Genomic DNA, 26231 nt, shown 5'->3' with positions numbered 1-26231 from the left:
AAGAAGCTGTTTTTCAAAGAACTTTTCATGTGGTGAAAAAGCTGGGAAGGATTGTGGTCGGAGCTATTGATGAATCAAGCACAGGCTACTCTGTCAATATGACAAAAGTTTTTGGCAGCCAGATTAAAGTTCTTCCGTCCTGTTCCTCCACTCCAAAAGGATGGCATGAAGCTTTAAACTTGTTAAGCGAACATCAAGACGAATTTAAAAAGTTCATCAGCGGCAGCTATCCTCTGGAACAATGGGACAGAGCATTCCAAAAAGCGGAAAGCAGGAATGGATTTAAAATCATGCTGAGGCCATAAAGACTTTCTATCTGTGTGCAGTTATTATATAATAATAAACAACGAAAACACACAGAAGGGAGAGATTATGAACAGACTGATCAATGCGATGGTAGCCTGTGGAAGCGGGATTGCAACTTCAACGGTTGCGGCAGGCAATATTCAGGAAATATTTGACGAACTGGGGGTGAGAGTTCAGCTTACAAAATGCTCCATTTCAGATATACCGGCCAATTCCGACGGTATGGACATTATTTTTGTTACGAACAATTACCGGGGAGAAGTCCCTTGTCCAATCATCAATGTTACTTCATTTATAACAGGGATAAAGAGGGATAAAACAGTAGAGAAAATCAAAGAAACAATACTCGACATTCTAAAAAATTAAAATGCGGAACAGAAGGAAACATAAAAAAGAAGCATATCGCTTTGCTGTGATATGCTTCTTTTTTATTGACATATTATAAAATTAAGTATATTATATATCATATAGTATTGATAAAAAAATAATATGATATCAGGGTCAAAAGATATTTTGACCACAATATTATGATATGGGAGCGTGTCTATGGTATTTAATACAGGAGCTGCTTTGCTGGACGCCATTGTCCTCGCAGTAGTCTCAAAAGAAGAAGAAGGGTCCTATGGGTATAAGATTACCCAGGATGTACGAAGAGTCCTGGATGTATCAGAGTCCACTTTGTATCCCGTGCTGCGCAGACTCAGAAATGAAGGCTGCCTGGAAGTATACGACAGGCAGTGCGACGGAAGGAACCGCAGGTACTATAAAGTGACCAGTCAGGGTATGATCCAGCTGAACTTGTATAAGACAGAGTGGAAATCTTACTCATTTAAGATTACGAAAATATTTGAAGGAGGAGCAGTCCATGAGTAGAAAAGAATTTCTGGACCAACTGGCATATTTGCTTCAGGACATTGCGCCGGAAGAACGGGATGATGCAATTGGATATTATGTGGATTATTTTGAGGAGGCAGGGCCGGAACGTGAACAGCAGGTGATCGAGGAATTAGGGAGCCCTGAAAAAGTTGCCGCTATGATCCGGGATTCACTGAATGGGACGACCGGGGAAGAAGAATATACAGAAAACGGATATCACAACCAGAGATATGATGAGAACACGAAGATGCCTGAGAAGGCAAAGAAAGAATCGGGATTTCATTTCAAAGGAAACCGGGACCGGAATCTCATTCTTATTGTGTTGATCGTTGTGGGCACGGTGGTGCTCGGTCTTCCTCTGATCGGTGTGATCGGAGGAACAGCCGTCGGAATTGTCGGTATATTTTTCGGGTTCATATCCGGGGTTGCCGGAATCAGTGTGGGGCTCCTGGCAGGAGGCTTCGGTGTATTCGCCGCCGGAATCGTAAAGATGTTCACACAGCTTCCCACAGGATTTATGATGTGCGGCGGCGGTTTGATCATGATGGCAGTGGGACTCTTGTTTAGTGTACTTTTTGTCTGGATCCTCGTAACAGTATTTCCGCCTTTGATCAGAGGAGTCGTGAATTTGATCCGGAGGCTGTTTCATAAAGGGGGAGAAGAAGCATGAAAAAATTTTATAAGGTCTGTCTGATCATCTGTCTGTTATTTACAGTTGCGGGAGCAGGCTGCATTATCGCAGCGGCGGCGATGGGATTTTCCTTTACGGATACTTATCACTATGTGAGAGATAAAGTAAATGGCTACTCAGGCAGATATGAGGATGAGGAGGCAGAGCGGCTGGAATTTCCGAAAGACAAAGTAAAGAAGATAACAATAAAGGTAGGCAGCAGGGATCTGTCCATTGTCAGAGGAGAAGGAAGTCAGATCGTGCTCACTACAAAAGGAAGCCGCAAACTGTTTCAATCTCAGCTAAACGAGGGCCTCAATGAGCTGACGATCCGGTCAAAATCTTCGGTTCACCGTCCCTTTTTCTTTGATTATGGATATGAACAGGCAGTTTTGAGCATACCAAAAGATGTGAATCTGGATGCATTCAGTGTGGATGTGGGAAGCGGGGATTTTGCATCAGAGGAATTAAGTGCTAAAAACATGAAGATCCAGTGTGGAAGCGGAGACATCAAGCTGTCCGGAATCAAGTCTGATCATATTGATATTCAGTGCGGAAGCGGGGATGTAGACGCAGATATATGGGACGGCAGAGAGAACTACAAATATGATATTAGTGTGGGAAGCGGAGATGTGGTCTTTGACGGACACGAGCTGGAACACAGCAATAAAGAAGGTTCCTGGGGAAATGGAACGAAATTCATAGGTGTTGAGTGCGGAAGCGGAAATATCGATATTAACTTTTTGAACAATATATAAGGAGGAGATTTTCATGAGCAGTAAACGATTATATAAATCAAGAGAGGACAAAATGGTCTGCGGCGTCTGCGGAGGAATCGCAGAATATTTCGATGTGGACCCGACCTTAGTACGATTGGGCGCCGTACTGCTGGGATGTTCAGGAACCGGAATCTTGGTTTACATTGCGGCGGCAGTCATCATACCGGAGAGAAGGTATTAAAAATAGTAATTGCATCAGTTGTCAAAGCTATGATATAATATTACCCGAAAAAGACCAAGTCAAAAGGCTTGGTCTTATATTTTGACAAAGAGGAGAAATCATATGAAAACACCAATTTTGATCGCCATGATTGCCTACATGGCAATGGTTGTGTACATCGGAGTGATTTACAGCAAGAAGAATAAGACTTCTGAAGACTATTTTCTGGGAGGAAGAGGACTCGGTCCCTGGGTTACGGCAATGAGCGCCGAGGCTTCTGACATGAGCAGCTGGCTGTTGATGGGACTTCCGGGACTGGCTTATGCATCCGGCTTCAGCCAGGCGGGATGGACTGCCATCGGCCTGATCTTAGGAACCTATTTGAACTGGAAGATCGTTGCAAAACGTCTCCGCCGCTATACGCAAGTTTCCAACAACTCTATCACGGTTCCCGACTTTTTCAGCAACCGATTCAAAGATGAGAAGAAGATCTTAATGTTTGTCTCATCCATCATGATCCTGATCTGTTTTACGGTCTATACAGCATCCGGATTTGCTGCCTGCGGAACTCTGTTTAACTCAGTATTCGGGCTCAATTACCAGGCAAGCATGATCGCCTGCGCGGCAGTTATCGTTATCTATACATCGATCGGCGGATTCCTTGCCGCCAGCACCACAGACCTGATCCAGGGGCTTTTGATGTCCTTTGCGATCGTCACAGTCCTGATCGTGGGTGTCGCGGCTGTGGGCGGCGTTGGAAATATTGTAGAACACGGAAAGACTATGGAAGGCTTCTTTGATGTTATGAAATATCATGATCCGGCCACCGGACATGCCGTATCCCAAGGCATAATCCCCATCCTTTCAGGGCTTGCATGGGGACTCGGATACTTCGGTGTCCCACATATCCTTGTACGTTTTATGGCCATCAAGAACGTTAATGAGATCAAAAAATCCAGAAGGATCGCTATGGTTTGGGTATTGATTTCACTGACGGTAGCTGTGTGCATCGGATTTACCGGAGCGGCTCTTTATCCGAACGTAGCGGAGCTTGCAGGCAGCGGAAATCAGAGAATTTTTATCTATATGACAATGCACCTGTTTAAGGGAATTATTCCTTTGCTCTTTGCGGGTATTATCTTGTCAGGAATTCTGGCAGCGACCATGAGTACATCAGACTCCCAGCTGTTGATCGCTTCTTCCTGTGTATCGAAAAATATGTATGAGGGATTCTTTAAAAGAAAAGCATCTGAGAAAAAAATCCTGATTATTTCCAGGGTTACTACGGTCGTCATCGCTGCCATCGGAGTTATCATTGCACTGGATGAAAACAGCTCAGTATTTAAGCTGGTGGAAAATGCCTGGGCAGGATTTGGCGGAGCGTTTGGCCCGCTGATCTTATTTGCTCTGTTCTGGAAGCGGACCAATTTAAAGGGAGCAGTTGCAGGAATGGTCAGCGGCGGTGTCATCGCCCTTGTCTGGCCGTATACGTTTGCGAAGCTGGGCGGAATTTTTGAGATTTACTGTCTGCTGCCTGCATTTATCGTGTCTTCTCTGCTGATCATCGTTGTCAGTCTCCTGACAGAAGAACCGACCAAAGAAATGCAGGAAGAATTTGAAGAAGCAAGAAAGCCTCTTTAAAGTTTGAAATTTATGCGTTATGATATGGATATGGTAAGTTTTACATAAAGAAAGGGGAAGCACAGTATGTTAAATGAAAAAGTAGCAGAATTGATGAACGATCAGATCAATAAGGAGTTTTATTCTTCCTATCTGTATTTAGATATGTCCAACTACTATGTGGACAAAAATCTGGACGGATTTGCCAACTGGTTTAAGATTCAGGCACAGGAAGAAAGAGACCATGCGATTTTATTTATGGAGTATCTCCAGGCAAATAGCTGCAAAGTAACACTGGAGGCAGTGGCAAAACCGGATAAGAGATTTGAAGAACCGGCGGACCCGCTCAAAGCAGCATTGGAGCATGAGCAGTATGTTACGTCTCTGATCAACAATATTTATGATGCGGCATATCAGTGCAAGGACTTCAGGAGTATGCAGTTCCTGGACTGGTTTGTGAAAGAGCAGATGGAAGAGGAGAACAATACGGATTCCCTCGTTCAAAAATTTGAAATGTTTGGGACTGATCCGAAAGGCTTATATATGCTGGACGCAGAGCTTCAGACAAGAGTCTATGCCGCTCCGTCAATGACGGTATTATAATTTTATAAAATTTTCCGGGATTGCCTTCTTTTTAGGCAATCCTTTTTTTGGCGTTCATGACTCTGATCTCATAATATAAATAAAAGCTGTTCTGCACATTCTATGGATGTTCACATAAACTGATATTATCAGAATTGAAAGGAGATAATTCGTTGGAAAAATACAATCAGCAGAGATGCTCATGCGGACAGCCGGCACCATATGAGATGGACCGAACATGCGGTTATAATTCAAAAATGAAAAGAAATGGTAATTACGGTCACCGCCATGACGGCGTGGATTCCATGGCACTGGCAATGGCATATGTGCCGTGGCAGCATTGGGATCAGATCTATTGCCCTGAAGAGGGATTGGCATGCGGTACCATTTTCCCGGAACTTAACAAACCATTTTATGGGAAAGCGGGGTGCAGACGATGAATAAATATGATCAGGAAAAATTATTGAGATATATTGATGCAGTCAGCTTTGCCTTGATCGATACGACACTGTACCTGGATACCCATCCGGATGACCAGGAGGCAATCAGTCACTTTAATCAGTACCAGTGTGCCAGAAATAAGGCTGTTAAAGAGTATTCCCAATACTTTGAGCCATTAACCATTGATTCTGCAGAGATCACTGACACATTCACCTGGGCAACCACGAAATGGCCTTGGCAGAAGGAGGGATGTTAGACTATGTGGAATTATGAGAAACGTTTGGAATATAAAGTCAACATCAAAAAATGTGATCCGATGCTTGCGAAAGTCATCATCACTCAATACGGCGGACCGAATGGTGAGCTGGGCGCATCCATGAGATATCTTTCACAGAGATTTGCGATGCCGTATAAAGAAGTATGCGGCGTGCTAACAGATGTTGGAACAGAAGAACTTGCCCATCTGGAAATGGTTTGTTCTATTGTTCATCAGCTCACACGTGATTTGACTCCTGAACAAATTCAGGCGGCTGGGTTTGACCAGTACTATGTCGATCACACAACCGGTGTTTGGCCTCAGGCAGCCAGCGGAGAACCTTTTAAAGCAGATTTCTTCCAGTCTGTCGGAGATCCGATCACCGATTTGAATGAAGATTTGGCAGCTGAGCAGAAAGCCAGAACGACGTATGACAACCTGCTTCGTCTGATTAAAGACCCGGATGTCAGAGATCCGATCGCTTTCCTGAGAGAACGGGAAATCGTGCATTATCAGAGATTCGGTGAGGCCCTGAGAAGAGTACAGGATCATCTCGATTCTAAAAACTTCTATGCTTTCAACCCGGCTTTCGACTGTAAAACAAAATAAAACGCATTTTCTCGTTTTAAACGGCAGGACCTTTGTTCTGCCGTTTTTCTTTTTCGTGGATTTTTAGAAAATTTTCTATATTATAAATGGTCTTTTCATTTATAAAGTGTTCAATTTTTTCCACCTGTTCCAGTTCGTCTTCACTTTCATTGATCATGCACAGAAAACGGTTCAGGATATCATGCCGGAATAAAAGATAATCCCCGGCTTTTCTGCCTTTGTCGGTGAGCCGGATATATCCGTATTTTTCAGATAAGAGATATCCCAGACCCTTTAAATTTTTTACCATTTTTGAAGCAGAGGAAGGCTTGACATGGAGCATGTGGGCCAGCTGGTTTACCCTGACGACTTCTTCTGTCAGGAGCAGGCGGCAGATCATTTCCAGATAATCTTCCATGGAGGCCGTCATATTGTGGGCTTCTCCGTTCTGATATCCTTTTAGTGTATAAAATCCTTCTCTTTTTTCCATGAGCCGCTTCCTTTTCCTAAAAATATTGTAACGCTTTCTTTTGTCCCTCAATATAATAGCATTGAGAAATAAAGTTTCCCTATCCTAATAGATATTAAGGAGTGAATCATTTTATGAGTCAGAATTGCAGTTTAAATGAATTAAATCCGGGTGAAACGGCAGTGGTAAAAGAACTTAAAACCAGGGGGAGCATCCGCAGGAGGCTTCTGGACATTGGACTGGTGAAGGACACGAAGATAGAATGCGTCGGGAAGAGCCCGGCAGGAGACCCGGCAGCTTTTTTGATCAGAGGTGCGGTAATCGCGATACGTTCTGAAGATATGAAAGATATCGTAGTGAGAATTTAAAACAGGAGGATACAATGCGATGGGACTGACCAGTCATTCCACCGGAATGAAATCTGTAGATTCGGGGCTGAACGTAAAAAAGCAGAATTCAAAGGACAAAGTTGTTGCCATAGCGGGGAATCCCAATGTAGGGAAAAGTACGGTGTTCAATAATTTGACGGGAATGAGACAGCACACAGGGAACTGGCCGGGAAAGACAGTGGCAAATGCACAGGGGTACTGCAGAACAGAGAATAATTCCTATGTTATGGTCGATATACCCGGGACCTATTCCCTGCTGGCACATTCTGCGGAAGAAGAAGTAGCCAGGAATTTTATTTGTTTTGAAAAACCAGATGCGGTCATTGTCGTATGTGATGCCTGCTGTCTGGAGAGAAATCTGAACCTGGTTCTCCAGACTATGGAGATCACAGACCGGGTAGTCGTCTGTGTAAACCTGATGGATGAGGCAGAAAAGAAAGGGATTACCATTGATGTTCGGGCAATCTCAGAAAAACTGGGAGTACCGGTGGTTGCAGCGGCTGCCAGAAGCGGAGAGGGTCTTGCGGAACTGATGCAGGCTGTCGATGCCGTTGCCGACGGGCGGTGGAATCAAAAGCCGTTAAAAACAGAGTATGATTTTTATCTGGAGAAAGCACTAAAAAGTCTAGAACCAGCGATGAATCAAAAGGTATCGGATAAGTTTCCTGTCAGGTGGTCTGCGCTTATGCTTCTGGAATCAGATCCTGCCCTGTTGATGGAAATGGAGCAGCAGCTGGGAACCGGGCTCAGGGAAGATCCGGATGTGAATCAGGCTGTTAAAAAAGCAGAGCAGATTCTTTCAGAAGAGGGGAAAGAGGAGCTTGAAGACAGGATTGTCTCAGGGCTTGTAAAAACAGCTCAGGACATCTGCGGCAATACAGTTTTATTCGGGACAAAAGATTATATCAAAAGGGACCGGAAGCTGGATGATATTCTGACCAGCAGGAAAACCGGATATCCGGTGATGATCGGACTTTTGGCCGTAGTGCTGTGGGTTACGATCGTTGGAGCTAACTACCCTTCAGAACTGCTGTCAAAGGCTCTGTTTTGGGCGGAAGACCGCCTTGCCGGGCTGTTTCTTAAGGCGGGACTGCCTGCATGGCTTTGCAGCATGCTGTTCTCAGGAGTTTACCGGGTTTTAGCCTGGGTTGTTTCCGTCATGCTGCCGCCGATGGCGATTTTTTTTCCTCTGTTTACACTTCTGGAAGACGCCGGCTATCTTCCGAGAGTCGCATATAATCTGGACCGGTCCTTTAAGAGATGCTGCACATGCGGAAAACAGGCACTGACTATGTGCATGGGCTTTGGATGCAATGCCGCAGGGATCGTCGGATGCCGTATCATTGATTCGCCCAGGGAAAGGCTTATAGCGATCCTCACAAACTCATTTGTACCATGCAACGGCAGATTTCCCACTCTGATCCTTATGATTACCCTGTTTTTTGTAGGGACAGGAGACGGACTGCCCGCCTCCATCGGCTCGGCGGTGCTGCTGACGCTGCTGATTCTGATGGGTGTATTTATGACCCTTGCAGTTTCAAAATTGCTGTCAAAAACAGTTCTGAAAGGGATGCCGGCATCTTTTACACTGGAACTTCCGCCGTTTCGCAGACCGCAGATCGGGAAAGTCATTGTAAGATCAATTTTTGACCGGACTTTATTTGTCCTGGGCCGTGCGGCGGCTGTGGCAGCACCGGCAGGGCTGCTGATCTGGATTCTGGCCAATGTTTCAATAGGGGGAACAACCCTGCTTTGCGGATTTACAGAGATGCTGGACCCGTTCGCGAGGATGATCGGACTGGACGGAGTGATCCTGGCTGCATTTATCCTTGGATTTCCGGCCAATGAAATTGTCGTGCCGGTGATGATCATGGCATATTTGTCCCAGGGGATGCTGACAGAAACCGGAAGTGTGGAGACGATCCGTCAGCTACTGGTACATAATGGCTGGACACAGACGACGGCTCTGTGTATGATGCTGTTTTCCCTGATGCACTGGCCGTGTTCCACGACACTCCTCACCATTAAAAAGGAGACAGGAAGCCTCAAATGGACGCTTGCCGCTTTTCTGCTTCCCACCATAGCCGGCTGTCTGTGCTGCTTTTTCGTAAAGATGATGTCACAGCTGATCTGTTAAAATAAATGCCTGTCTATGTTACAATAAAGATAACAAGGAAAACAAAAGACAATGCAGAAGGAGGGCAGGCAATATGAAGAAGAGTGATATTGGATTCAAACTGATCATGACAGTGGTCTGGGGATTTGCGGGATGGGCTGTATGGTGCCTGGGTTCTATGATTCGCATAGCAGCTGCACCATACAGCTTTTTCCGCTTCTTTGATTATCTGATTGCCGGAGCTTTTATTTTGGCTGTTTTAACAGTCTGGTCGGAAAAATTAAAGAAGATGATCGCAAATCCAAACATTAAAATGCTTTCCGTCAATGGGGTCAAGCCCTCTAAAGAGACCATAAGAAATGGTACTTATCCTTTGAATGTCTATATTTATGCAGTGACACTCAAGAGCAATAAGAAAAAGAATGTAAAGAAACTTGTGGACTGGATGCTGTCTGAACAAGGGCAGTATATTATTGATAAAACAGGATATGTCCCAATAAAATAAAAATATTTGTCTCACAGGCTATTTCTTTGTTGCTTCATTGGCTGATACTTGTTACGATACTGTTATCTTAGCGAAAAAGAAAGAAGTATGGGAAAGATGAGGGGAATATGAACATCATTATCGTAGGCTGCGGAAAAGTCGGCCGTTCTCTGGTAGAACAGTTAAGCAGCGAGAATCATGATATATCCATTGTAGATCCGAAGGCATACGTCGTCCAGTCTATGGTAGACATGTATGATGTCTTTGGAATTGTGGGAAACGGGGCAAGCTATAATGTTTTAACGGAAGTCGGAGTGGAAGAGGCCGATCTTTTAATTGCGGTGACAAATTCAGATGAATTAAACCTGCTGTGCTGCCTGATTGCTAAAAAAGCCGGAAAATGTGCCACCATCGCAAGAGTCAGCAATCCGGTTTATTTTGATGAGATCAACTTTATAAAAGAAGAGATGGGGATTTCCATGATCATTAATCCGGAGCTTGCAGCCGCTTCTGAGATGTCCAGAATTTTAAGGATTCCCACGGCCATGGAGATCAACTCCTTCGCAAAAGGGAAAGTTGAGCTGTTAAAATTTGTCCTGAGAACGAGTTCCATTCTAAATGGGATGCGAATAAAAGAAATAGGCGAGAGAATGCGCGGTGAGGTTCTCGTCTGTGCTGTGGAACGGCAGAATGACGTTTTCATTCCTTCCGGGGATTTTGTTTTACAGGAAAACGACAGGATTTCGATTGTGGCTTCTCCAGGGAGTGCCAGCAGCTTTTTTCAGAAAATAGGTGTTCAGATGAACCCTGTCAGGAATGTCATGATCGTAGGAGGAAGCAAAACAGCATATTATCTTTCCAAAAAGCTGCTCAAAATGGGCATATCAGTAAAAATCATAGATAAGGACTTTGACCGGTGTGAGGAACTGAGCGTACTGCTTCCCAAAGCGGTTATCATCCACGGAAACGGAAGTGACCAGGAAGTCCTGCTGGAAGAGGGACTCCTGGAGACAGATGCCTTTGTGGCACTGACAAACTTTGACGAGGAGAATGTGTTTTTATCCCTCTTTGTAAAAGGGCAGACACCTGCGAAGCTGATTACAAAGGTGAAACGTGTCAGTTATAATCATATTATCGACGGCCTTGACCTGGGAAGCCTTATTTATCCGGAATATATCACGGCTCAGTATATCGTTCAGTATGTCAGGGCAAAACAGAATTCTATCGGGAGCAATATAGAGAATTTGTATAAGATTGTGGACGGAAAGGCAGAGGCCCTGGAGTTTCATATTGAAGAACATGCACCGGTCATCGGTATTCCGCTCCAGACACTGCCGCTGAGGGACCAGATCCTGATCTGCAGTATTAACCGGAACGGAACGGTGAAAATTCCAACAGGACAGGATATGATCCGGGTGGGTGACACCGTAATCGTTGTGACCACCAAGACAGGTCTGCACGATATCAGTGATATACTGAAAAAAGAATCGAGATGATTGGAGAAAAAAGAAAATGAATTACGCTGTTATCCGATACATATTAGGATTGGTCATCCTGTTTGAGGGGGCTTTTCTGTCACTGCCGTGCATGGTAGCCCTGATTTACAGGGAAGCCAGAGGCATTCCTTTCTTTGCAGTCATGCTCCTGTGCTTCTTTGTTGGATTTTTACTGAGCCATAAGAAACCCCAAAATATGCAGTACTATGCTAAAGAGGGATTTGTGGCCGTTGCATTGAGCTGGATTCTGCTGAGTTTTTTCGGGTGTCTTCCTTTTGTATTTAATGGAGATATCCCATCTTTTACTGATGCAATGTTTGAGATGATTTCCGGATTCACCACCACGGGAGCCAGTATTTTGTCCGATGTCGAAGTACTGGCAAAGTGCAGTCTGTTCTGGAGAAGCTTCAGCCACTGGATCGGGGGTATGGGGGTACTCGTATTTATTCTGGCAATCCTCCCCATGGGAGGAGGACAAAATCTGCACCTGATGAAAGCGGAGAGCCCTGGCCCGTCCGTGGGAAAGCTGGTGCCGAAAGTAAGGCAGACCGCCAAGATCCTCTATGGAATCTATTGTTTTATGACGCTGATAGAGATTATTCTGCTTATGTTTGGAGGACTTCCTCTGTTTGATTCCATGCTGCTCTCTTTCGGAAGTGCCGGTACCGGAGGCTTTTCTATTCTTAACTCCGGATTTGCCGACTATTCTCCCTATATTCAATATACGGTGACAGTCTTTATGATTTTGTTCGGTATAAATTTTAATGTTTACTATTTTATTCTGATCCGTAAGTTTAAAGACGCGTGGAAGTTTGAAGAATTGAAATACTATCTGTTTGTCATTGCGGCTGCTGTCCTGTGTATTACCTACAATATCAGGGATCTGTTTCCAACCCTGGAATCTGCATTCCGCCATGCCTCCTTTCAGGTAGGTTCCATTATTACGACTACCGGATATTCCTCCGTGGACTTTAATGTCTGGCCGGAATTTTCCAAGGTGATTCTGGTTATGCTGATGTTCATTGGAGCCTGTGCCGGAAGCACCGGGGGAGGGATCAAAGTCTCCAGGGTGATCCTGATGCTGAAGACGGTTAAAAAAGAAATGTATTTTTACATACACCCGAGAAGTATCCGGAAAATTAAATTCAACCAGCATGTAGTCGAGCATGAGGTGATACGTTCTATTAATATTTTCTTGATCACCTATATGATGATCCTGGCATTTTCCACACTTCTGATCGCTTTGGACGGATTTGACCTGATCACAGATTTTACTGCGGTCGCGGCGACTCTGAACAATATCGGACCGGGACTGGAGCTGGTGGGACCAACCAGCAATTTCGGAATGTTCTCTGATTTTTCAAAAGTGGTTCTGATGTTTGATATGCTGGCAGGAAGGCTTGAGCTGTTCCCGATGCTGGTACTCATAAGTCCCATTACATGGAGAGATACCAAGGTGTTTAAGAAGATTCCGAAGTACAGGAAGAATAGTCCGGGAGTATAGAAAGTGTGATCAGAACCTGGGACGGCAGATAAAAGAGCCACATTCCGTTCTGTGCAAAGGATAAAACCGGTTCCGGTACAGAAAAGGGAGCCGCAGAGGGAAGATTGGAAAGCCCTACGCAGAGATCACAGCAGAGAAATAATATGAGTCCTGCGCTAAACAATCTGTATGGAAGACTTATGTGGCGTAGGGCAAGGCTTTCTGCCGCATTAAAGAGTAACTGGGTGAAGTAAAAGACTCCGGCTGCCGTGAGAAGATTCCATATGTGGAGAATTCCTAAAAATACAAACATACATCCTGTGAGAAGAAAACGAATGGGCAGAAACGAAAGAAAGGCAAAGCCTCCGGCACGGAGGAGACGGCAGTAGTACAGCATCTGGACTCCGCAGAAACACAGGACACCGGCCGTATAATTTGTGTCAAGGACCAGGAGAAATGCATCCGCAGCGGCGGTCAGCCCCAGGGCGCATATTACCAGTATGCGGTCCTTTGTTTTGCCGAAGATGAAACCGAAGAAGAAGCACAGCAGGATGGAACAGTATTTCAGAATGGTGCTTAAAAGGGCTGAGGAAGATGTGAGATCCAGCATCAAAAAGAAAACATAAAGAATACATTCTGTTAAAACGAAAAGAAGTACAGCGGACCCTGCGGGGTCTGTTTTTTTCATTTTGCACCTGCCTTTCTGAAAACGCCATGGATTTTTTGCCTGTTTTATAGTATTCTTATTAAAATGAGAATTTATACAAGGAGGTTGATTATGAGTCGAGTATTTAAGTTCCACAATGATGTGGATACGGACCAGATTATAGCATCCCAGTATTTGCTGCTGCCGAATATTGAGGAAATGAAAGTATATGCCTTTGAGTCTATCGATCCGGATTTTTCAAAGAAGGTGCAGGAAGGCGACATCGTTGTGGCCGGGGAGAATTTTGGCTGCGGTTCCTCCAGAGAACAGGCGCCGAGTGTGTTAAAGGCCCTGGGAGTAAAAGCCATCGTTGCAAAATCCTTTGCCAGGATCTTTTACCGCAACGCCATCAACATCGGACTGCCGGTTGTTATAAGCCCGGATCTGTACGATAAAGTGAATCAGATGGATGAGATCGAACTGGATTTGACCGAAGGATTCATTAAAACAGAGGATGAGACTCTGCCCTGTACAAAACTTCCGCCTTACATGCAGAACATTTTGGACCACGGCGGATTGATCAACTTTTTGAATGAAGGCGAGGTGTAGGCTATGGGAATGACAATCGGAGAAAAGATTATAGCCAGAGCGGCCAGGGTGCCGGAAGTGAAAGCGGGAGAGATCCATACAGTGGAACTGGACCGCCTGATGAGTAATGACGGAACGACACATCTGACGATCGATATGTATCACAATGATTTAAAACATCCTAAAATTGCGGATAAGGACAAACTGGTTTTCATCATTGACCACAATATCCCTGCAGAGAATCCAAAAACTGCGGAGGCCCACAGGAAAATGAGGAACTTTGCCAGAGAACATGACATCGCCTTTTATGAAGGAAAGGGAGTCTGCCACCAGATTATGGTGGAGGATTATGTATGTCCTGGAGAGCTGATCATGGGAGCAGATTCCCATACCTGTACATACGGTGCCCTTGGCGCCTTCGGAACAGGAATCGGATGCACAGACTTTTTATACGGCATGGTCACGGGGACTTCCTGGGTCATGGTGCCTGAGACGATCCGCTTTGAGCTGACTGGAAAATTAAGAGAGGGCGTCTATGCCAGAGATCTGATCCTTTCCATCATCGGCATGGTGGGAGCCAACGGATGCAACTATAAGATCATGGAATTTGCAGGAGAAGGGGCACACAAATTAAGTATCAATGAACGTCTGGTATTGTGTAACCTTGCGGTGGAGGCAGGAGCTAAAACCGGAATCGTGGAGCCTGACGAAAAGGTTGTGGAATATGTAGAGTCCAGGGGCCGTAAGGCAGAAAACCTGTTTGTGAGCGATGAGGACGCCCGTTTTGAAAAGGTATACCATATTAATCTGGATGAGATAGAGCCGGTGGTTGCGAGACCACATTTAATTGATGATGTGGTGCCGGTGGAAGAAGCCGGAGACGTTAAAATAGACGAGGCATTCTTAGGTTCCTGCAACAACGGGCGGATCGATGAGCTGCGTCTGGCGGCTGAGATACTGAAAGGAAAGAAGGTTCATGAGGGCGTCAGATTCCTGATCGCGCCTGCTTCCAATGAGGTTTATGTGCAGGCGTTGGACGAAGGACTGATCGACATCTTTGTGGAAGCCGGAGCCATGGTCATGAACAGCAACTGCAGTGTGTGCTGGGGAAGCTGTCAGGGCGTGATCGGTGAAGGGGAAGTTTTGATCTCCACCGGTACCAGAAATTTCAAAGGACGTGCGGGACATCCGGATTCTTATGTCTATCTGGGATCTGCGGCGACCGTCACAGCGTCTGCCATCGCAGGGAAAATCGTGAAGAGATAAAGGAGTTTACATATGGAAAAATTTACAGGAAAAGTATGGGTGCTGGGCGATGATATCGATACGGATATCATCATTCCTACAGAGTATCTGGCGCTTCCGACCGTAGAAGACATGAAGCAGTACGGATTTTCTCCGCTGCGTCCGGAGCTGGCATCTCAGATAAAAGAAGGCGATATCATTGTGGCCGGAAAAAACTTTGGCTGCGGTTCCTCCAGAGAGCAGGCGCCGGAGATCATCAAGGCCCTGAAAATAAAATGTGTCATTGCCAAATCTTTTGCCCGCATTTTCTTCCGGAACTCTATTAACAATGGACTTCTGCTCATCGAAAATGACCAGATCCAGGAGAAAGTGAAAGAAGGAGATACTCTTGATGTAACGCTGGGCGAGTCTATTGTGCATGACAGCAGGGAGTATCCGATCCAGCCGCTGCCTCAGAATCTGATGGACATTATAGAAGCCGGAGGACTGGTGGAAGCAATGAAGAAAAGAAATGGGGTGAAATAGCATGGGAAATACGATCATCGAAAAGATAATTAAAAGAAACACAGGGGCGGAGTCGGTTTCTCCAGGTCAGATCGTGACTGTCAATGTAGACCGGGTAATGATCCATGATATTTTTATTCCGTTTGTGGCAGAAAAATTTGAGGAGATGGGATTTACAAAGCTGTGGGACCCGGACAAAGTAGTCTTGATTTATGATCATCTGGTTCCGGCCAGTGCGGTGGAAGATATCCGGCATTTTAAGATCGGTGATGCGTTTGTAAAGAAATACGGATTGAAAAACATTCACCGAAGCGATGGGATCTGTCATCAGCTCATGACAGAGTGCGGATATGCCAAACCGGGAGACATCGTATTTGGAACCGACTCACATACAACCACTTACGGATGCGTTGGCTGCTTTTCGTCAGGCATTGGGTACACAGAAATGGCATCAATTTTAGGAACCGGAGAAATGTGGGTCAGAGTACCGGAAACAATCAAGGTTGTCATCAATGGCAAACTTCCGGACAATGTATCTTCCAAAGACATTATTTTAAGACTGATCGGTGATCTGGGAGCCGACGGGGCTACTTACAAGGCGCTGGAGTTTTCCGGAAGTACAGTGGAAGAGATGAGTGTGGCTTCCCGGATGACGATTTCCAATATGGCCATCGAGGCAGGGGCAAAGGCGGCCTTATTTGCGCCGGATGAGAAGACAGCAGAGTATTCCGAAGTTGAGCTTTCCGACGTGGATTGGATTTATGGAGATGAGGATGCAGAGTATTGCAGAACGGTTGTCTATAAGGCAGAAGATCTGGTTCCGGTGGTCGCATGTCCATCTCAGGTGGATAAGATCAAACCGGTATCTGAGGTCGAAGGTACTGAACTTGACCAGGTATTCATCGGTTCCTGTACCAATGGAAGACTGGAAGATCTGAAAGCAGCGGCAGAAATCCTCGATGGGAGAAAGGTTGCTGATTTTGTAAAGCTGATCGTGACCCCTGCCAGCAGGAAGATTTATATGGAGGCATCGAAAGCCGGGTATCTTAAAATTCTTGCCAAGGCAGGAGCCATTATCACCCAGCCGGGATGCGGACTCTGCTGCGGAAGAGCCGGAGGAATCCTCACCGACGGGGAGAAGATCTTGGCTACGAATAACAGGAATTTTCTTGGAAGAATGGGGACATCCAAGGTCGAGATCTATCTTGGGTCACCAAAAACGGCGGCGGCGTCTGCTGTGGCTGGGAAGATCATGGCGGCTGAGTAGATAAAGCTCACAGATACGTAAGCTTTATTTACAGATAAAATTCATAGATTCATTGGGTAATAATATTATAGCTCCTGCAAAGACAGAAGGAATACAAAATTCTGGATTTGCAGGAGCTCTTTTGTAAAAAAGATCAATAGATAAGCAGTCCGACAATCCCCGTAAACACAATTACAAATACAGGAGGTTTTTTAAACTTCCTAAGCAGAAGCACAGCGGCTACGAGCAGAATGGCCGCAGGCAGCTGGAAAGATGAGAGGACGACATGTTCATCCGTGCCAAACAGGGTAAGCAGCAGGATGGAAAAAGCAGCCGAAAGGACAAGCCCTAAGGAAGAAGCTTTCAGGCCGTCCAGCACAGCGGACATATAGGATGAATCACTTTTTTTCTGGAAAAACCGGTATAGAAGGATGGAGATGGTAAATCCGCAGATCACACATCCCACAGTCGCCACAACTGCCCCGGGGATTCCGGCTACCCGGATTCCCACGAAGGAGGAAGTGTTGACTGCGATAGGGCCGGGCGTCATCTGTGAGATCGTAATGATATCGGTAAATTCCTGACCGGTGAGCCAATGTTTTGCAAGTACGACCTGTTCTTTGATCATCGGGAGGATCGCATAGCCTCCGCCGATGCTGAACAGACCGATTTTAAAGAAGGTGCTGAATAAACGAACAAGATTTAAGAGCATGTCTGGCACCTCCTTTTTTCATGGAGCCATACTTTCAACAGGCAGAGGACGGAACATAAGATTAAAATCAGCATGGCATTGATGTGGAAGGCGAGGTTGGATAAAAAAGCAGCAGGAACCATGAGGGTAAGAAAAAGAGATTTCTTTTTCAAAATCATGCGGCACATATCAGTGATATAGTCGACGATCAGTGCCGCGGCTCCTGCCTGCATGCCAAGGAGAACGGCGGATACGATATGACTGCTCCTGAAAGACTGATATCCAGCGGAAATGATGGAGAGCAGGATCAGCGGCGGCAGGATGGCCGCGATACAGCTTATGACGGCTCCCTTTAATTTGGCTATCCGGTATCCTGTGAGAGCCGAAAGATTAATTGCAATGGCTCCCGGAGAAGACTGGGCAATCGCTGCGATATCAAAAAGCTCTTCCTCAGATAAAACATGACGGTTTGTCACAAAATGTTTTTTTAACATGGGAACGACCACGTAGCCGCCGCCAAAAGTAAAAGCACTGACGATCAAATTGACCCGGAACAGCCAGGCATATTGTTTTAGTATATCTTTATTCATTACGGATTTCCCCCTTTTTTAACAGTATACGTTTTTTTTTTATATAAAGAAAATTATATTATTTTATAGATATCATGTTAAAATAGTAATGATAGGAGGGAAAGTTATGACCATAAGGCGTTTATATATTTTTAAAACAGTATGCGAGGAAGGAAGTGTCACCGGGGCTGCGAAGAAGCTCTATATGACCCAGCCGGCAGTATCCCATGTAATCCATGAACTGGAAGAAGAACTTGGCACTGTGCTGTTTGACCGTATATCAAAGAAAGTCTTTTTAAACCAGACGGGGAAGTTATTATTAAAAAAGACAGTCCGCATCCTGGAGCTGTATGAGGATCTGGAAAAAGGAGTCTACGATCTGGAGAAACAGGCCGTACTCCGTGTCGGGGCCAGCATCACCATATCAAGCTTCTGGCTGCCCGGGGCTATGAAACGATTTAAAGATTCATATCCCGGGACGCCGGTCAGCGTTCAGGTATGCAAGGCTTCGGATGTCCTTTCCATGCTCCATAAGAATGAGATTGATCTGGCACTGATCGAGGGTGCTGTCTCAGACAGTACACTGGACAGCACAGCCTTTTCTTCGTTTTGTCTGTATGCTTTTTGTTCTCCGGGCCATCCATGGGCAGATGTTAAGGATATTGAACTTGAAAGACTTCTGGAACAGCCGCTTCTGCTTCGTGAAAAGGGAAGTGCGACCAGGGATGTGCTGGACAGCGTCCTGCTTTTGCATGATCTGAAGGCCGAGCCTTTTTGGACCAGTGTAAACTCTCAGGTTTTGATCCGGGCGGCAGAGGAAGGCCTTGGAATCACCGTGCTGCCGGAACGCCTTGCGGCAGAGGAAGTCTCAAAAGGGAAATTAAAGAAAATAGAAATCAGGGGCATAGAGCTTAAGAACGAGAATCATATCGTTGTCCATAAGGATAAGTACCGCACAGGGCCCATGAAAGAATTTATCAGTATATTGCTTGAGAGAAATGAAAATATAAGTGATTTGTGATACAATGGAAAATATTTGACACAAGGGGATGAAAAATTATGACAGAATTATTGATATCGGCATTTATTAAAAATAAGGATGATTTAAAAAACCATAAAGTCCGTCAGGCCTATGGCACAATGGGAGGGGCGGTGGGTATATTCTGCAATATCCTTCTCTTTGCAGGGAAACTGACCGCGGGGATTCTTACAGGGGCCATTTCCATTACCGCAGATGCCTTCAACAACCTTTCTGACGCGGCTTCTTCTATTATCACACTGGTTGGTTTCCGAATGGCAGGGCGTCCGGCGGACAAAAATCACCCGTTCGGACATGGAAGAATCGAATATATTTCAGGACTTCTGGTTTCTCTGGCTATACTGTTAATGGGATTTGAACTGTTAAAATCTTCTGCTGATAAAATCTTCCGTCCGGAAGACATTGTGTTCCGTCCTGTGTCCATAGGGATTCTTATCGTATCCATACTGGTGAAATTCTGGATGTCGGCTTTCAATAAAAAGGTCGGAAACCTGATTGACTCAGAGGCCATGAAGGCCACGGCCACAGACAGTTTAAGCGACTGCATCGCTACAACGGCAGTCCTGGGCGGAATGCTGATCTTTAAGTTCGCCGGGATCAACGTGGACGGATATGTAGGTATTTTAGTAGCCGGATTTGTTATGTGGGCCGGATTTGGAGCTGCAAAGGATACCCTCTCGCCTCTGCTTGGAACCGCTCCCGATGTGGAACTGGTGGAGGATATACAAAATGAGGTTTTAGACAATGAGCTGATCGTAGGGGTGCATGATATTATTGTACATGACTACGGCCCGGGCCGGCGGATGATCTCGCTTCACGCCGAGGTGCCCTATAATGTTGATATTCTGGAGGCACATGACGTGATTGACAACATTGAATATCATCTGATGCATAAGTTTAACTGTGATGCCACTATTCATATGGACCCGGTTGTCACGGATGATGAGGAGACCAACGAGGCAAGAATGATGGTGGAAAAGATCGTAAAAGAATGCGGGCCCGAACTGTCCATCCATGATTTCAGAATGGTAGAGGGAAAAACGCACAACAACTTGATCTTTGACCTGGTCGTGCCCTATGAATGTGACCAGGAAGTGGGGGATATTACGACTTATATCAGAAAGGAGATCAGAAGACACCGGGAAAATTACTTTGCAGTGATCAAAGTGGACCGGAGTTATATCTGAACAGTGAAAGATGAAGGAACAGCTGACCAATGACATGAGTGTAGGAAATCCCGCAAAGAAGTTATTTTTCTTTGCGGTTCCCATTGTGCTGGGCAATTTATTTCAGCAGCTTTATAACATTATTGATTCTATGGTAGTGGGAAGATTCGTCGGTGCACAGGCACTTGCCGCCGTTGGAGCATCGACGGCCATTGTTTTTTTATTTGTAGCAGTGGCGACCGGTTCCAGCATCGGTTATTCTGTTGTCATTTCCCAGCTGTTTGGGGCAAAGGATCAGGACCGGATGATGACGGCGATCTATACGGCCTTAATTTCTACATTTGTCTTAGGACTGATTTTAATGATCATAAGTGCGGCGGGGACGGGAGGAATCCTCGTACTGATGAGGACACCGGCGGATATTTACCGGGATGCCGCAGATTATCTGAGAATCTATATGTTTGGTCTCGTGTTCTTATTTATGTATAATACTTTAAACGCGGTTTATAATGCACTTGGCGCGTCAAAAATTCCTCTTTATTTTCTGGCAGGCTCCTCGATCTTGAATATTGTTCTGGATTTGTATTTTGTGATCCGGCTTCAAATGGGAGTGACCGGGGTCGCATGGGCAACTCTGATCGCGCAGGGGCTGGCGGCAGTCATTTCGTTTATCAATCTGCTGTTCCGCCTTAAAAAGATCGAGACAGAAACAAAGCCGGTTTTATTTGACCGAAAGCTTCTTTTCCAGATGGGACGGATTGCAGTGCCGTCTATGGTGCAGCAGTCGATCGTTTCGTTTGGCATGGTGTTTGTACAAAGCCTCGTCAACAGTTTCGGATCTGTGGTGCTCGCAGGATATACGGCGGCTACGAAGATCGACTCGATTGCAATCATGCCGATGGTAAACGTGGGAAATGCAGTGTCCACGTTTACGGCGCAGAATATCGGGGCGAAAAAACCGGAGCGGATCAGAGAAGGGCTGAGAGCGGGCAGACATATGGCAGCAGGCATCGCAGTTGTCATTACGGGAATTCTGTTTTTTAAAGGTGATGTGCTGGTTGCTCAGTTTGTGGATGAAGCGGTCAATGCAGAAGTTATTGCCATCGGTGTGGATTATTTAAGGGTTGTATCTGTGTTTTATGCACTGATGGGACTTATGAACGTGGTAAATGCGGTTCTCCGCGGAGCAGGAGATGTGGGTGTATTTATGGCGGGTACCCTCTGCAATTTCGGATGCAGGGTAGTATTTGCTTATATCCTGGCTTATTTTCTGGGAGCGTCCGGAATCTGGTGGTCTGTCCCGATCGGATGGGCTGCGGCATTTACGATCGGAACCTTGAGATACCGAAGCGGCAAGTGGAAGGAAAAAGGAATTGTGGAGCGGGAGAAGGATTGTAAAGAGACGGGGGAGAGTATATAATGATGATAAAGATTTATCGGGAAAATTATGAGCATTTGCCCAAACGTTTTATTAATAAAATAGAATCGGATCTTGACTATTTGGTAAAAGCTGATATTCCCGGTTTAAAAGGAGTGTATTTATTTGGCAGCTGTGCGCGGGGAAATATCCGAAATGGAAGTGATATAGACCTTCTCATATTTACAGAACAAAAATTGGAAGACAGGGCATTGGCAGCGGATATCAGATGGACCTTAGATGATGAGATATCCGGTATATCCACGGATGTCGTCTATGCTAACAAAGAATCTATAAAGGAAAATACTATTTTTAAGAGAATATTGAACAGAGATAAAAAGTTAATACTGGAGGTGATAAAATGATTAAAAATAACTACCTGGACATTGCAAAAAATGACTTGGAGTATCTGGAATCTATCCTCGCTGTGGGGAGTACTTTCTATAACCAGCTTGCAGTACAGTGTCAGCAAGTGACAGAAAAATTTCTGAAAGGCTACCTGGAATTGTGTTTTTTAGATGAAGATGTTTCGGACTTATTAAGAAAGCATAATATGAAAAAGATTGCAGTCAGAATGAATCAGTGGAAGCCGAATTTAAATTTGGATACAGTGGGACTGGCCTATTTAACAGACTTTTATTATGATGCCAGGTATCCGGGCGACGATTTTTATACAGTGACAAAAGAAGAATTTGATAAATGTAAGGAAATTATGTACGATACTATTTTAAAACTGAAAGAGATTCCAATAAAAAATTTAAAATTGACGGGAGGTGAATAATATGCCGATTGTATTAAAAGTCTATCAAGAGGTTTCAAACAAACAGGTGATCGCAAATGCCATTTCTAATGCGGTCTCTTATCTGCTGTCTGATCCTTCCGGGGACCGGCTGTCCAATGATTATGTTCTGACACTGACGGAGGAGGAACTTCTGATTGAACAGATCGGATATTCAAAGGGAAGTCCGGAGCCGGAGATAAAAGAGGTTAAGCGGCTGAAACGGAGTCAGATCCGCAGCCTGAAACTGGAGGAAGACAACAAGATTGTGATTGAGGAAGAAGATCAAAAAGAGATGGTTTTCTTTTATGAAGCACCGCAGAAAGAGTTTGCACAGCAGCTGAGCGGAGAAGTTACGAATAAATAATTAAAATCAAAAAACAAAAAGGAGCAGATACACACATATCTGCTCCTTTTTTTCTAACTCTATATTACCATAAAATGACGAATTTTTCAAGACTTGTGATCTTAATACGGCGGCAGTATAATGAGTCTCCAAGTGAAAGGGGCGTTTTATGGAAGAGAATTTTTATGAATTGCTGATCAGGGAAAAAGAGGAAGAGGAACTAAGAGTCATTGAAGCATGCAGCGAGAAGACAGATGGGAGATTTGGACTGAGCCTGTCAAAAGAACAGGCGAGAGAATTGATCGCAGGGAGGAATGAAAGTCTAAGAAAATATCAGAGAGTGGAATTCGGGAAAGGTATTTTAGATAAACTGATCTACACGTTTTGTGATTCTCAATTTATAGACCAGGCTCATTATGCTGAAATATTAAAGGAACTTCAGGATATTTTTTATCAGTTCAAAAATGAATCCATGGACAGACTCACAGACGATGAACTTCTTGAATTTATGAGAGAACAGTTTGAGACTGTGTGTTTTGGGGACCTGGAATATCTCAGAGGAACCTGTCTGGAACGGTACTCCAGAGCTGTGAGAGGGGGATATGACGGTGTTCAAAAGAGCCGGGGCAGCGAGTATGAACAGTTCAGCGAAGAACAGCGCTGGGATGACAGACTCTATCTGAGTATATTAAAGGAAATGTTCTGGGAGTGACAGAACTGGTCCGCATCCGGGAAGGGAGAAGTGTTATGGAATACCGATTAGAGGAGCTGCTTCCGGCGGCAGCCGGTCTGACAGAGAAGTATACGTCAAAAGAGAGCAGTTCTGTCACCTATGAAACGGCACAGATGCTGATGGAGGCAGTTATATATTGTATCGGCCTGTGCGAAGAATCTTACGGAGGAGCGCTGCGGTCCAAAAGGGGCCTTCGTGCGGAGGAGGCCTACAGCATTGGGTATGAAAAGGTAATAGAAAAAACATATGAGGCAAAGGCTGTCTATGATCGTCTGGCCATGGACTTTGAAGATTATGGATGCGTCAATTACAGGGATACCATGGTCAGCGGCATGCCGCAGTTTTTTCTGCGCTATGATGCCAGATTCTGTCCTCAGGATCATATCCTGACACTGGATTATCCAACGATGAACAGGTATGGGAAGAAAGGAGGGATAAGGCTTATTTATGAATATTTATGTGACGCAGAGAGAGAACAGAGACTTTTAAGATGTTTCGACAGCCGCATCATCACAGCTCTCCTGAGGCATGTGGAAGCAAAGCAGGACGTTGATTATATGGAAAATATTTGTTCTCTGGTCCTGCTCCAGTCTCTCGGATGTCTGATTTCAAAAAAACAGCTTACGGATTTAACTTTGACGAGAACAGATACAGAAGAGGTACGGAGATATTTTTCAGATGACCCGGCAGAAACAATAGGGGATAAAGTACAGGAAATGATTGGACTTATCATACAAAGGGCCGGAATGGAGCCCTGGAAACAATATTTTCAGAGAGAGGGGAATGAATTCGCTATTCGGATTTATAATGCCATGAAATATGACGCACTGGATGCATTATTTTATGTTTGATTGTATTTTTCAGGACACTTTTTATGACTGTCTGCATATATTAGCAAAAGAAAGTTGATTTGAGGAATTTTATGGCAGGCGTAATTTTGGATGCCGGGCACGGCGGTTATGACAATGGTGCCCAGTTTAATGGAAGAAGGGAAAAAGACGATACATTAAGACTGACTCTGGCAGTGGGTCAGGCGCTGAGAGACAGGGGAGTCCCGGTACAGTATACGAGACAGACCGATGTCTATCAGTCTCCGATTGAGAAGGCCAGGATCGGAAATGAGAGCGGGGCCGATTACTTTGTCTCTATACACAGAAATTCAAGCCCGCTTCCCAACACATACAGCGGAGTGGAGACTCTCGTTTACAATGACAGTGGTATCAAGGCCGAGATGGCCAGGAATGTAAACCGCAGATTAAGCGAGGTTGGATTTACTGACCTGGGAGTCAAGGAACGGCCGGGACTTGCGGTTCTCAGACGGACGAATATCCCTGCAATACTGATCGAGGCCGGCTTCATCAATACGGTAAAAGATAATGAGCTTTTCGATTCAAGATTTAACGACATTGCAAATGCCATTGCAGACGGAATTGTTGACACGATTGGATCAGGACAACAGGAGCTTGGCAGTACCTACCGGGTGCAGATCGGACTGTACCGCAATTTCTCCAATGCGCAGTACGCGCTGAATGAAGCGCTTGCTCAGGGCTTTGACGGAGATATCGTGTATGAGGAGCCATATTATGCCGTACAGCTTGGAGACTTCAGAACGCTTGATGAAGCAGTCCAATTAGAAAATGAGCTGAAGCAGCGAGGCTATGATACCCTGGTGGTCAAAAAATAAGGAGGAAATAATTTGTTTTATGTGAGATCAACGGATGGAATAAAGATTGCAGTCTATGATTATAATCCATTTGGGGAGGAGACTGTCGTTTTAATTCACGGATGGCCTTTATCCCACCTGATGTATGAATATCAGACGGAACTTTTATGCAGGCAGGGTTACCGGGTGGTGACACTGGATCTGAGAGGCTTTGGAAATTCTGATACTCCGGCTTTTGGCTATTCTTATGATCAGATGTCTCAGGATATTTTCCAGGTAATCAGAAGGCTGAAACTGAAGAACTTCACGCTTGTGGGATTTTCTATGGGAGGAGCCATTGTCCTTCGATATATGAGGAAATTCAAAAGTTTTGGTGTCAAAAAATTGATTCTTTTGGCAGCTGCAGCTCCATCATGGACAAAAAGAAGAGACTTCCCGTATGGACTGACAAGAGAATATGTCAATGAACTGATCGAACTGGCAGAAACTGACCGGCCGCAGCTCTGTTATAATTTCAGTCATGAGCAGCTGTTTGCAAGTCCTCAGTCTGAACCGGCGGTAAATTGGTTTGAACAGATCGCACTCTCCGCTTCCGGGCTCGGAACGGTCCGGGCCGCAGTTTCTCTGAGAGATGAAGACGGCAGAGAAGACCTGCAGGCCGTTCATGTGCCGACATGGATCATTCACGGTAAAAAGGATGTTGTGGTGTCAAATGATTTGGTGCGGATACAGCATGATGAAATCTGCGGTTCCAAGCTGGTCCAGCTGGACGAAAGCGGACACGGCATTGTGTACGATCAGCTGGAGTTATTTAACAAATACTTTTTCAATGCTGTCAGAGCATAAATGAAAAGCATCAAAAGAAGAGAAAAATCAGAACGGCTG

34 protein-coding genes are annotated in these 26231 nt (G+C 45.1%); 30 read left to right on the top strand and 4 right to left on the bottom strand.

What is annotated here, in order from left to right:
• The 11 genes from QVP35_RS05370 to QVP35_RS05320 all read left to right on the top strand — a co-directional run.
• The coding region (locus QVP35_RS05370) for a hypothetical protein (protein ID WP_288187759.1) at positions 1 to 305 on the top strand (305 nt) is incomplete at its 5' end.
• 67 nt (positions 306 to 372) lie between these two features.
• Positions 373 to 672, top strand: a complete 300-nt coding sequence (locus QVP35_RS05365; protein ID WP_009288807.1) for a PTS sugar transporter subunit IIB — start codon at positions 373 to 375, stop codon at positions 670 to 672.
• Between the two features lie 180 nt (positions 673 to 852).
• Positions 853 to 1179 (top strand): PadR family transcriptional regulator, encoded by a 327-nt coding sequence (locus tag QVP35_RS05360; RefSeq protein WP_009288806.1) that lies wholly within the window; start codon positions 853 to 855, stop codon positions 1177 to 1179.
• Entirely contained in the window at positions 1172 to 1852 is a 681-nt protein-coding gene (locus tag QVP35_RS05355; RefSeq protein WP_009288805.1) for a DUF1700 domain-containing protein, read from the top strand. Before QVP35_RS05360 ends, QVP35_RS05355 begins: the two co-directional genes overlap by 8 nt.
• Complete coding sequence (locus QVP35_RS05350) at positions 1849 to 2610, top strand: DUF4097 family beta strand repeat-containing protein (RefSeq protein WP_009288804.1); 762 nt, start codon at positions 1849 to 1851, stop codon at positions 2608 to 2610. Before QVP35_RS05355 ends, QVP35_RS05350 begins: the two co-directional genes overlap by 4 nt.
• A gap of 13 nt (positions 2611 to 2623) precedes the next feature.
• Positions 2624 to 2812, top strand: a complete 189-nt coding sequence (locus QVP35_RS05345) for a PspC domain-containing protein (RefSeq protein WP_009288803.1) — start codon at positions 2624 to 2626, stop codon at positions 2810 to 2812.
• Between the two features lie 102 nt (positions 2813 to 2914).
• Complete coding sequence (gene putP / locus QVP35_RS05340) at positions 2915 to 4432, top strand: sodium/proline symporter PutP (RefSeq protein ID WP_009288802.1); 1518 nt, start codon at positions 2915 to 2917, stop codon at positions 4430 to 4432.
• A 66-nt stretch (positions 4433 to 4498) separates the two neighbouring features.
• Positions 4499 to 5014, top strand: a complete 516-nt coding sequence (locus tag QVP35_RS05335) for a ferritin (RefSeq protein ID WP_009288801.1) — start codon at positions 4499 to 4501, stop codon at positions 5012 to 5014.
• A 152-nt stretch (positions 5015 to 5166) separates the two neighbouring features.
• Positions 5167 to 5433: a spore coat associated protein CotJA gene (locus QVP35_RS05330; protein ID WP_022260865.1), complete on the top strand. Its 267-nt coding sequence runs from the start codon at positions 5167 to 5169 to the stop codon at positions 5431 to 5433.
• Entirely contained in the window at positions 5430 to 5690 is a 261-nt protein-coding gene (locus QVP35_RS05325; protein WP_006568793.1) for a spore coat protein CotJB, read from the top strand. Before QVP35_RS05330 ends, QVP35_RS05325 begins: the two co-directional genes overlap by 4 nt.
• A 3-nt stretch (positions 5691 to 5693) precedes the next feature.
• Positions 5694 to 6299, top strand: coding sequence for a manganese catalase family protein (locus tag QVP35_RS05320; RefSeq protein WP_006568794.1), 606 nt, complete (start codon positions 5694 to 5696; stop codon positions 6297 to 6299).
• 16 nt (positions 6300 to 6315) lie between these two features.
• On the opposite strand, the gene QVP35_RS05315 is transcribed toward QVP35_RS05320, so the two are convergent.
• On the bottom strand, positions 6316 to 6768 hold the full coding sequence (locus tag QVP35_RS05315; protein WP_009288798.1) for a metal-dependent transcriptional regulator: 453 nt from the start codon (positions 6766 to 6768) through the stop codon (positions 6316 to 6318).
• A gap of 113 nt (positions 6769 to 6881) precedes the next feature.
• Between QVP35_RS05315 and QVP35_RS05310 the strand changes: the two genes are divergently transcribed.
• From QVP35_RS05310 to QVP35_RS05290, 5 genes are all read left to right on the top strand, one after another.
• Positions 6882 to 7115, top strand: a complete 234-nt coding sequence (locus tag QVP35_RS05310) for a FeoA family protein (RefSeq protein WP_006568796.1) — start codon at positions 6882 to 6884, stop codon at positions 7113 to 7115.
• Positions 7116 to 7134: 19 nt separating this feature from the next.
• The gene (gene feoB / locus QVP35_RS05305; protein ID WP_009288797.1) at positions 7135 to 9273 is read left to right on the top strand and encodes a ferrous iron transport protein B; all 2139 of its coding nucleotides are present in this window, start codon (positions 7135 to 7137) and stop codon (positions 9271 to 9273) included.
• Between the two features lie 73 nt (positions 9274 to 9346).
• On the top strand, positions 9347 to 9757 hold the full coding sequence (locus QVP35_RS05300) for an extracellular solute-binding protein (RefSeq protein ID WP_009288796.1): 411 nt from the start codon (positions 9347 to 9349) through the stop codon (positions 9755 to 9757).
• A gap of 107 nt (positions 9758 to 9864) precedes the next feature.
• Entirely contained in the window at positions 9865 to 11232 is a 1368-nt protein-coding gene (gene trkA / locus QVP35_RS05295; RefSeq protein ID WP_006568799.1) for a Trk system potassium transporter TrkA, read from the top strand.
• 16 nt (positions 11233 to 11248) lie between these two features.
• Positions 11249 to 12736 carry a TrkH family potassium uptake protein gene (locus QVP35_RS05290; protein ID WP_006568800.1) on the top strand — a complete coding sequence of 496 codons (1488 nt, stop codon included), beginning with the start codon at positions 11249 to 11251 and terminating at the stop codon, positions 12734 to 12736.
• Here QVP35_RS05290 and QVP35_RS05285 read toward each other — a convergent pair.
• Positions 12693 to 13403: a lysoplasmalogenase family protein gene (locus QVP35_RS05285; protein ID WP_009288795.1), complete on the bottom strand. Its 711-nt coding sequence runs from the start codon at positions 13401 to 13403 to the stop codon at positions 12693 to 12695. The genes QVP35_RS05290 and QVP35_RS05285 overlap by 44 nt on opposite strands.
• A 90-nt stretch (positions 13404 to 13493) precedes the next feature.
• Here QVP35_RS05285 and QVP35_RS05280 point away from each other — a divergent pair, with 90 nt between their 5' ends.
• Genes QVP35_RS05280 through QVP35_RS05265 form a run of 4 tightly spaced genes read left to right on the top strand, consistent with a single transcriptional unit; the run spans position 13494 to position 16965 of the window.
• Positions 13494 to 13970, top strand: coding sequence for a 3-isopropylmalate dehydratase small subunit (locus QVP35_RS05280; protein ID WP_006568803.1), 477 nt, complete (start codon positions 13494 to 13496; stop codon positions 13968 to 13970).
• Between the two features lie 3 nt (positions 13971 to 13973).
• Positions 13974 to 15215: a 3-isopropylmalate dehydratase large subunit gene (locus QVP35_RS05275; protein WP_009288794.1), complete on the top strand. Its 1242-nt coding sequence runs from the start codon at positions 13974 to 13976 to the stop codon at positions 15213 to 15215.
• Positions 15216 to 15227: 12 nt separating this feature from the next.
• Entirely contained in the window at positions 15228 to 15719 is a 492-nt protein-coding gene (locus QVP35_RS05270; protein WP_009288793.1) for a LeuD/DmdB family oxidoreductase small subunit, read from the top strand.
• A 1-nt stretch (position 15720) separates the two neighbouring features.
• Positions 15721 to 16965, top strand: a complete 1245-nt coding sequence (locus QVP35_RS05265) for a 3-isopropylmalate dehydratase large subunit (protein WP_022260864.1) — start codon at positions 15721 to 15723, stop codon at positions 16963 to 16965.
• Between the two features lie 133 nt (positions 16966 to 17098).
• On the opposite strand, the gene QVP35_RS05260 is transcribed toward QVP35_RS05265, so the two are convergent.
• Together QVP35_RS05260 and QVP35_RS05255 are read right to left on the bottom strand one after the other, a co-directional pair.
• A complete protein-coding gene (locus QVP35_RS05260; protein WP_009288791.1) occupies positions 17099 to 17656 on the bottom strand; it encodes a chromate transporter in 558 nt (185 codons plus the stop codon).
• A complete protein-coding gene (locus QVP35_RS05255; RefSeq protein WP_009288790.1) occupies positions 17647 to 18225 on the bottom strand; it encodes a chromate transporter in 579 nt (192 codons plus the stop codon). Before QVP35_RS05255 ends, QVP35_RS05260 begins: the two co-directional genes overlap by 10 nt.
• Positions 18226 to 18331: 106 nt before the next feature.
• Here QVP35_RS05255 and QVP35_RS05250 point away from each other — a divergent pair, with 106 nt between their 5' ends.
• The 10 genes from QVP35_RS05250 to QVP35_RS05205 all read left to right on the top strand — a co-directional run bounded on the left by QVP35_RS05250 (position 18332) and on the right by QVP35_RS05205 (position 26192).
• Positions 18332 to 19225 (top strand): LysR family transcriptional regulator, encoded by an 894-nt coding sequence (locus QVP35_RS05250; protein WP_009288789.1) that lies wholly within the window; start codon positions 18332 to 18334, stop codon positions 19223 to 19225.
• Positions 19226 to 19263: 38 nt separating this feature from the next.
• Positions 19264 to 20430, top strand: a complete 1167-nt coding sequence (locus tag QVP35_RS05245) for a cation diffusion facilitator family transporter (RefSeq protein WP_006568811.1) — start codon at positions 19264 to 19266, stop codon at positions 20428 to 20430.
• Between the two features lie 10 nt (positions 20431 to 20440).
• Positions 20441 to 21829 carry an MATE family efflux transporter gene (locus tag QVP35_RS05240; protein ID WP_009288787.1) on the top strand — a complete coding sequence of 463 codons (1389 nt, stop codon included), beginning with the start codon at positions 20441 to 20443 and terminating at the stop codon, positions 21827 to 21829.
• The gene (locus tag QVP35_RS05235) at positions 21829 to 22191 is read left to right on the top strand and encodes a nucleotidyltransferase domain-containing protein (protein ID WP_006568813.1); all 363 of its coding nucleotides are present in this window, start codon (positions 21829 to 21831) and stop codon (positions 22189 to 22191) included. Before QVP35_RS05240 ends, QVP35_RS05235 begins: the two co-directional genes overlap by 1 nt.
• The gene (locus QVP35_RS05230; protein WP_009288786.1) at positions 22188 to 22607 is read left to right on the top strand and encodes a HEPN domain-containing protein; all 420 of its coding nucleotides are present in this window, start codon (positions 22188 to 22190) and stop codon (positions 22605 to 22607) included. The genes QVP35_RS05235 and QVP35_RS05230 overlap by 4 nt, the downstream gene beginning before the upstream one ends.
• 1 nt (position 22608) lies before the next feature.
• Positions 22609 to 22971, top strand: coding sequence for a hypothetical protein (locus QVP35_RS05225; RefSeq protein WP_009288785.1), 363 nt, complete (start codon positions 22609 to 22611; stop codon positions 22969 to 22971).
• Positions 22972 to 23119: 148 nt separating this feature from the next.
• Positions 23120 to 23662 carry a DUF6323 family protein gene (locus tag QVP35_RS05220; RefSeq protein ID WP_006568816.1) on the top strand — a complete coding sequence of 181 codons (543 nt, stop codon included), beginning with the start codon at positions 23120 to 23122 and terminating at the stop codon, positions 23660 to 23662.
• 35 nt (positions 23663 to 23697) lie between these two features.
• Positions 23698 to 24534, top strand: coding sequence for a DUF6179 domain-containing protein (locus tag QVP35_RS05215; RefSeq protein ID WP_022260863.1), 837 nt, complete (start codon positions 23698 to 23700; stop codon positions 24532 to 24534).
• Positions 24535 to 24605: 71 nt separating this feature from the next.
• Entirely contained in the window at positions 24606 to 25367 is a 762-nt protein-coding gene (locus QVP35_RS05210) for an N-acetylmuramoyl-L-alanine amidase (protein WP_006568818.1), read from the top strand.
• 21 nt (positions 25368 to 25388) lie between these two features.
• The gene (locus QVP35_RS05205; RefSeq protein WP_330361305.1) at positions 25389 to 26192 is read left to right on the top strand and encodes an alpha/beta fold hydrolase; all 804 of its coding nucleotides are present in this window, start codon (positions 25389 to 25391) and stop codon (positions 26190 to 26192) included.
• The last annotated feature ends 39 nt before the right edge of the window (positions 26193 to 26231 follow it).

The organism is Anaerostipes sp. CAG:276, from assembly GCF_000432215.1.
GTDB lineage: Bacteria > Bacillota > Clostridia > Lachnospirales > Lachnospiraceae > Anaerostipes > Anaerostipes caccae.
The sequence above is the reverse complement of the archived record's forward strand: the minus strand, read 5'-3'. Positions and strand labels throughout refer to the sequence as shown.

Bases quoted from the DNA above. Each gene is read 5' to 3' on its own strand.
- QVP35_RS05365 (WP_009288807.1), top strand. From the start codon at position 373: ATGAACAGACTGATCAATGCGATGGTAGCCTGTGGAAGCGGGATTGCA.
- QVP35_RS05360 (WP_009288806.1), top strand. From the start codon at position 853: ATGGTATTTAATACAGGAGCTGCTTTGCTGGACGCCATTGTCCTCGCA.
- QVP35_RS05355 (WP_009288805.1), top strand. From the start codon at position 1,172: ATGAGTAGAAAAGAATTTCTGGACCAACTGGCATATTTGCTTCAGGAC.
- QVP35_RS05350 (WP_009288804.1), top strand. From the start codon at position 1,849: ATGAAAAAATTTTATAAGGTCTGTCTGATCATCTGTCTGTTATTTACA.
- QVP35_RS05345 (WP_009288803.1), top strand. From the start codon at position 2,624: ATGAGCAGTAAACGATTATATAAATCAAGAGAGGACAAAATGGTCTGC.
- putP (WP_009288802.1), top strand. From the start codon at position 2,915: ATGAAAACACCAATTTTGATCGCCATGATTGCCTACATGGCAATGGTT.
- QVP35_RS05335 (WP_009288801.1), top strand. From the start codon at position 4,499: ATGTTAAATGAAAAAGTAGCAGAATTGATGAACGATCAGATCAATAAG.
- QVP35_RS05325 (WP_006568793.1), top strand. From the start codon at position 5,430: ATGAATAAATATGATCAGGAAAAATTATTGAGATATATTGATGCAGTC.
- QVP35_RS05320 (WP_006568794.1), top strand. From the start codon at position 5,694: ATGTGGAATTATGAGAAACGTTTGGAATATAAAGTCAACATCAAAAAA.
- QVP35_RS05315 (WP_009288798.1), bottom strand. From the start codon at position 6,768: ATGGAAAAAAGAGAAGGATTTTATACACTAAAAGGATATCAGAACGGA.
- QVP35_RS05310 (WP_006568796.1), top strand. From the start codon at position 6,882: ATGAGTCAGAATTGCAGTTTAAATGAATTAAATCCGGGTGAAACGGCA.
- feoB (WP_009288797.1), top strand. From the start codon at position 7,135: ATGGGACTGACCAGTCATTCCACCGGAATGAAATCTGTAGATTCGGGG.
- QVP35_RS05300 (WP_009288796.1), top strand. From the start codon at position 9,347: ATGAAGAAGAGTGATATTGGATTCAAACTGATCATGACAGTGGTCTGG.
- trkA (WP_006568799.1), top strand. From the start codon at position 9,865: ATGAACATCATTATCGTAGGCTGCGGAAAAGTCGGCCGTTCTCTGGTA.
- QVP35_RS05290 (WP_006568800.1), top strand. From the start codon at position 11,249: ATGAATTACGCTGTTATCCGATACATATTAGGATTGGTCATCCTGTTT.
- QVP35_RS05285 (WP_009288795.1), bottom strand. From the start codon at position 13,403: ATGAAAAAAACAGACCCCGCAGGGTCCGCTGTACTTCTTTTCGTTTTA.
- QVP35_RS05280 (WP_006568803.1), top strand. From the start codon at position 13,494: ATGAGTCGAGTATTTAAGTTCCACAATGATGTGGATACGGACCAGATT.
- QVP35_RS05275 (WP_009288794.1), top strand. From the start codon at position 13,974: ATGGGAATGACAATCGGAGAAAAGATTATAGCCAGAGCGGCCAGGGTG.
- QVP35_RS05270 (WP_009288793.1), top strand. From the start codon at position 15,228: ATGGAAAAATTTACAGGAAAAGTATGGGTGCTGGGCGATGATATCGAT.
- QVP35_RS05265 (WP_022260864.1), top strand. From the start codon at position 15,721: ATGGGAAATACGATCATCGAAAAGATAATTAAAAGAAACACAGGGGCG.
- QVP35_RS05260 (WP_009288791.1), bottom strand. From the start codon at position 17,656: ATGCTCTTAAATCTTGTTCGTTTATTCAGCACCTTCTTTAAAATCGGT.
- QVP35_RS05255 (WP_009288790.1), bottom strand. From the start codon at position 18,225: ATGAATAAAGATATACTAAAACAATATGCCTGGCTGTTCCGGGTCAAT.
- QVP35_RS05250 (WP_009288789.1), top strand. From the start codon at position 18,332: ATGACCATAAGGCGTTTATATATTTTTAAAACAGTATGCGAGGAAGGA.
- QVP35_RS05245 (WP_006568811.1), top strand. From the start codon at position 19,264: ATGACAGAATTATTGATATCGGCATTTATTAAAAATAAGGATGATTTA.
- QVP35_RS05240 (WP_009288787.1), top strand. From the start codon at position 20,441: ATGAAGGAACAGCTGACCAATGACATGAGTGTAGGAAATCCCGCAAAG.
- QVP35_RS05235 (WP_006568813.1), top strand. From the start codon at position 21,829: ATGATGATAAAGATTTATCGGGAAAATTATGAGCATTTGCCCAAACGT.
- QVP35_RS05230 (WP_009288786.1), top strand. From the start codon at position 22,188: ATGATTAAAAATAACTACCTGGACATTGCAAAAAATGACTTGGAGTAT.
- QVP35_RS05225 (WP_009288785.1), top strand. From the start codon at position 22,609: ATGCCGATTGTATTAAAAGTCTATCAAGAGGTTTCAAACAAACAGGTG.
- QVP35_RS05220 (WP_006568816.1), top strand. From the start codon at position 23,120: ATGGAAGAGAATTTTTATGAATTGCTGATCAGGGAAAAAGAGGAAGAG.
- QVP35_RS05215 (WP_022260863.1), top strand. From the start codon at position 23,698: ATGGAATACCGATTAGAGGAGCTGCTTCCGGCGGCAGCCGGTCTGACA.
- QVP35_RS05210 (WP_006568818.1), top strand. From the start codon at position 24,606: ATGGCAGGCGTAATTTTGGATGCCGGGCACGGCGGTTATGACAATGGT.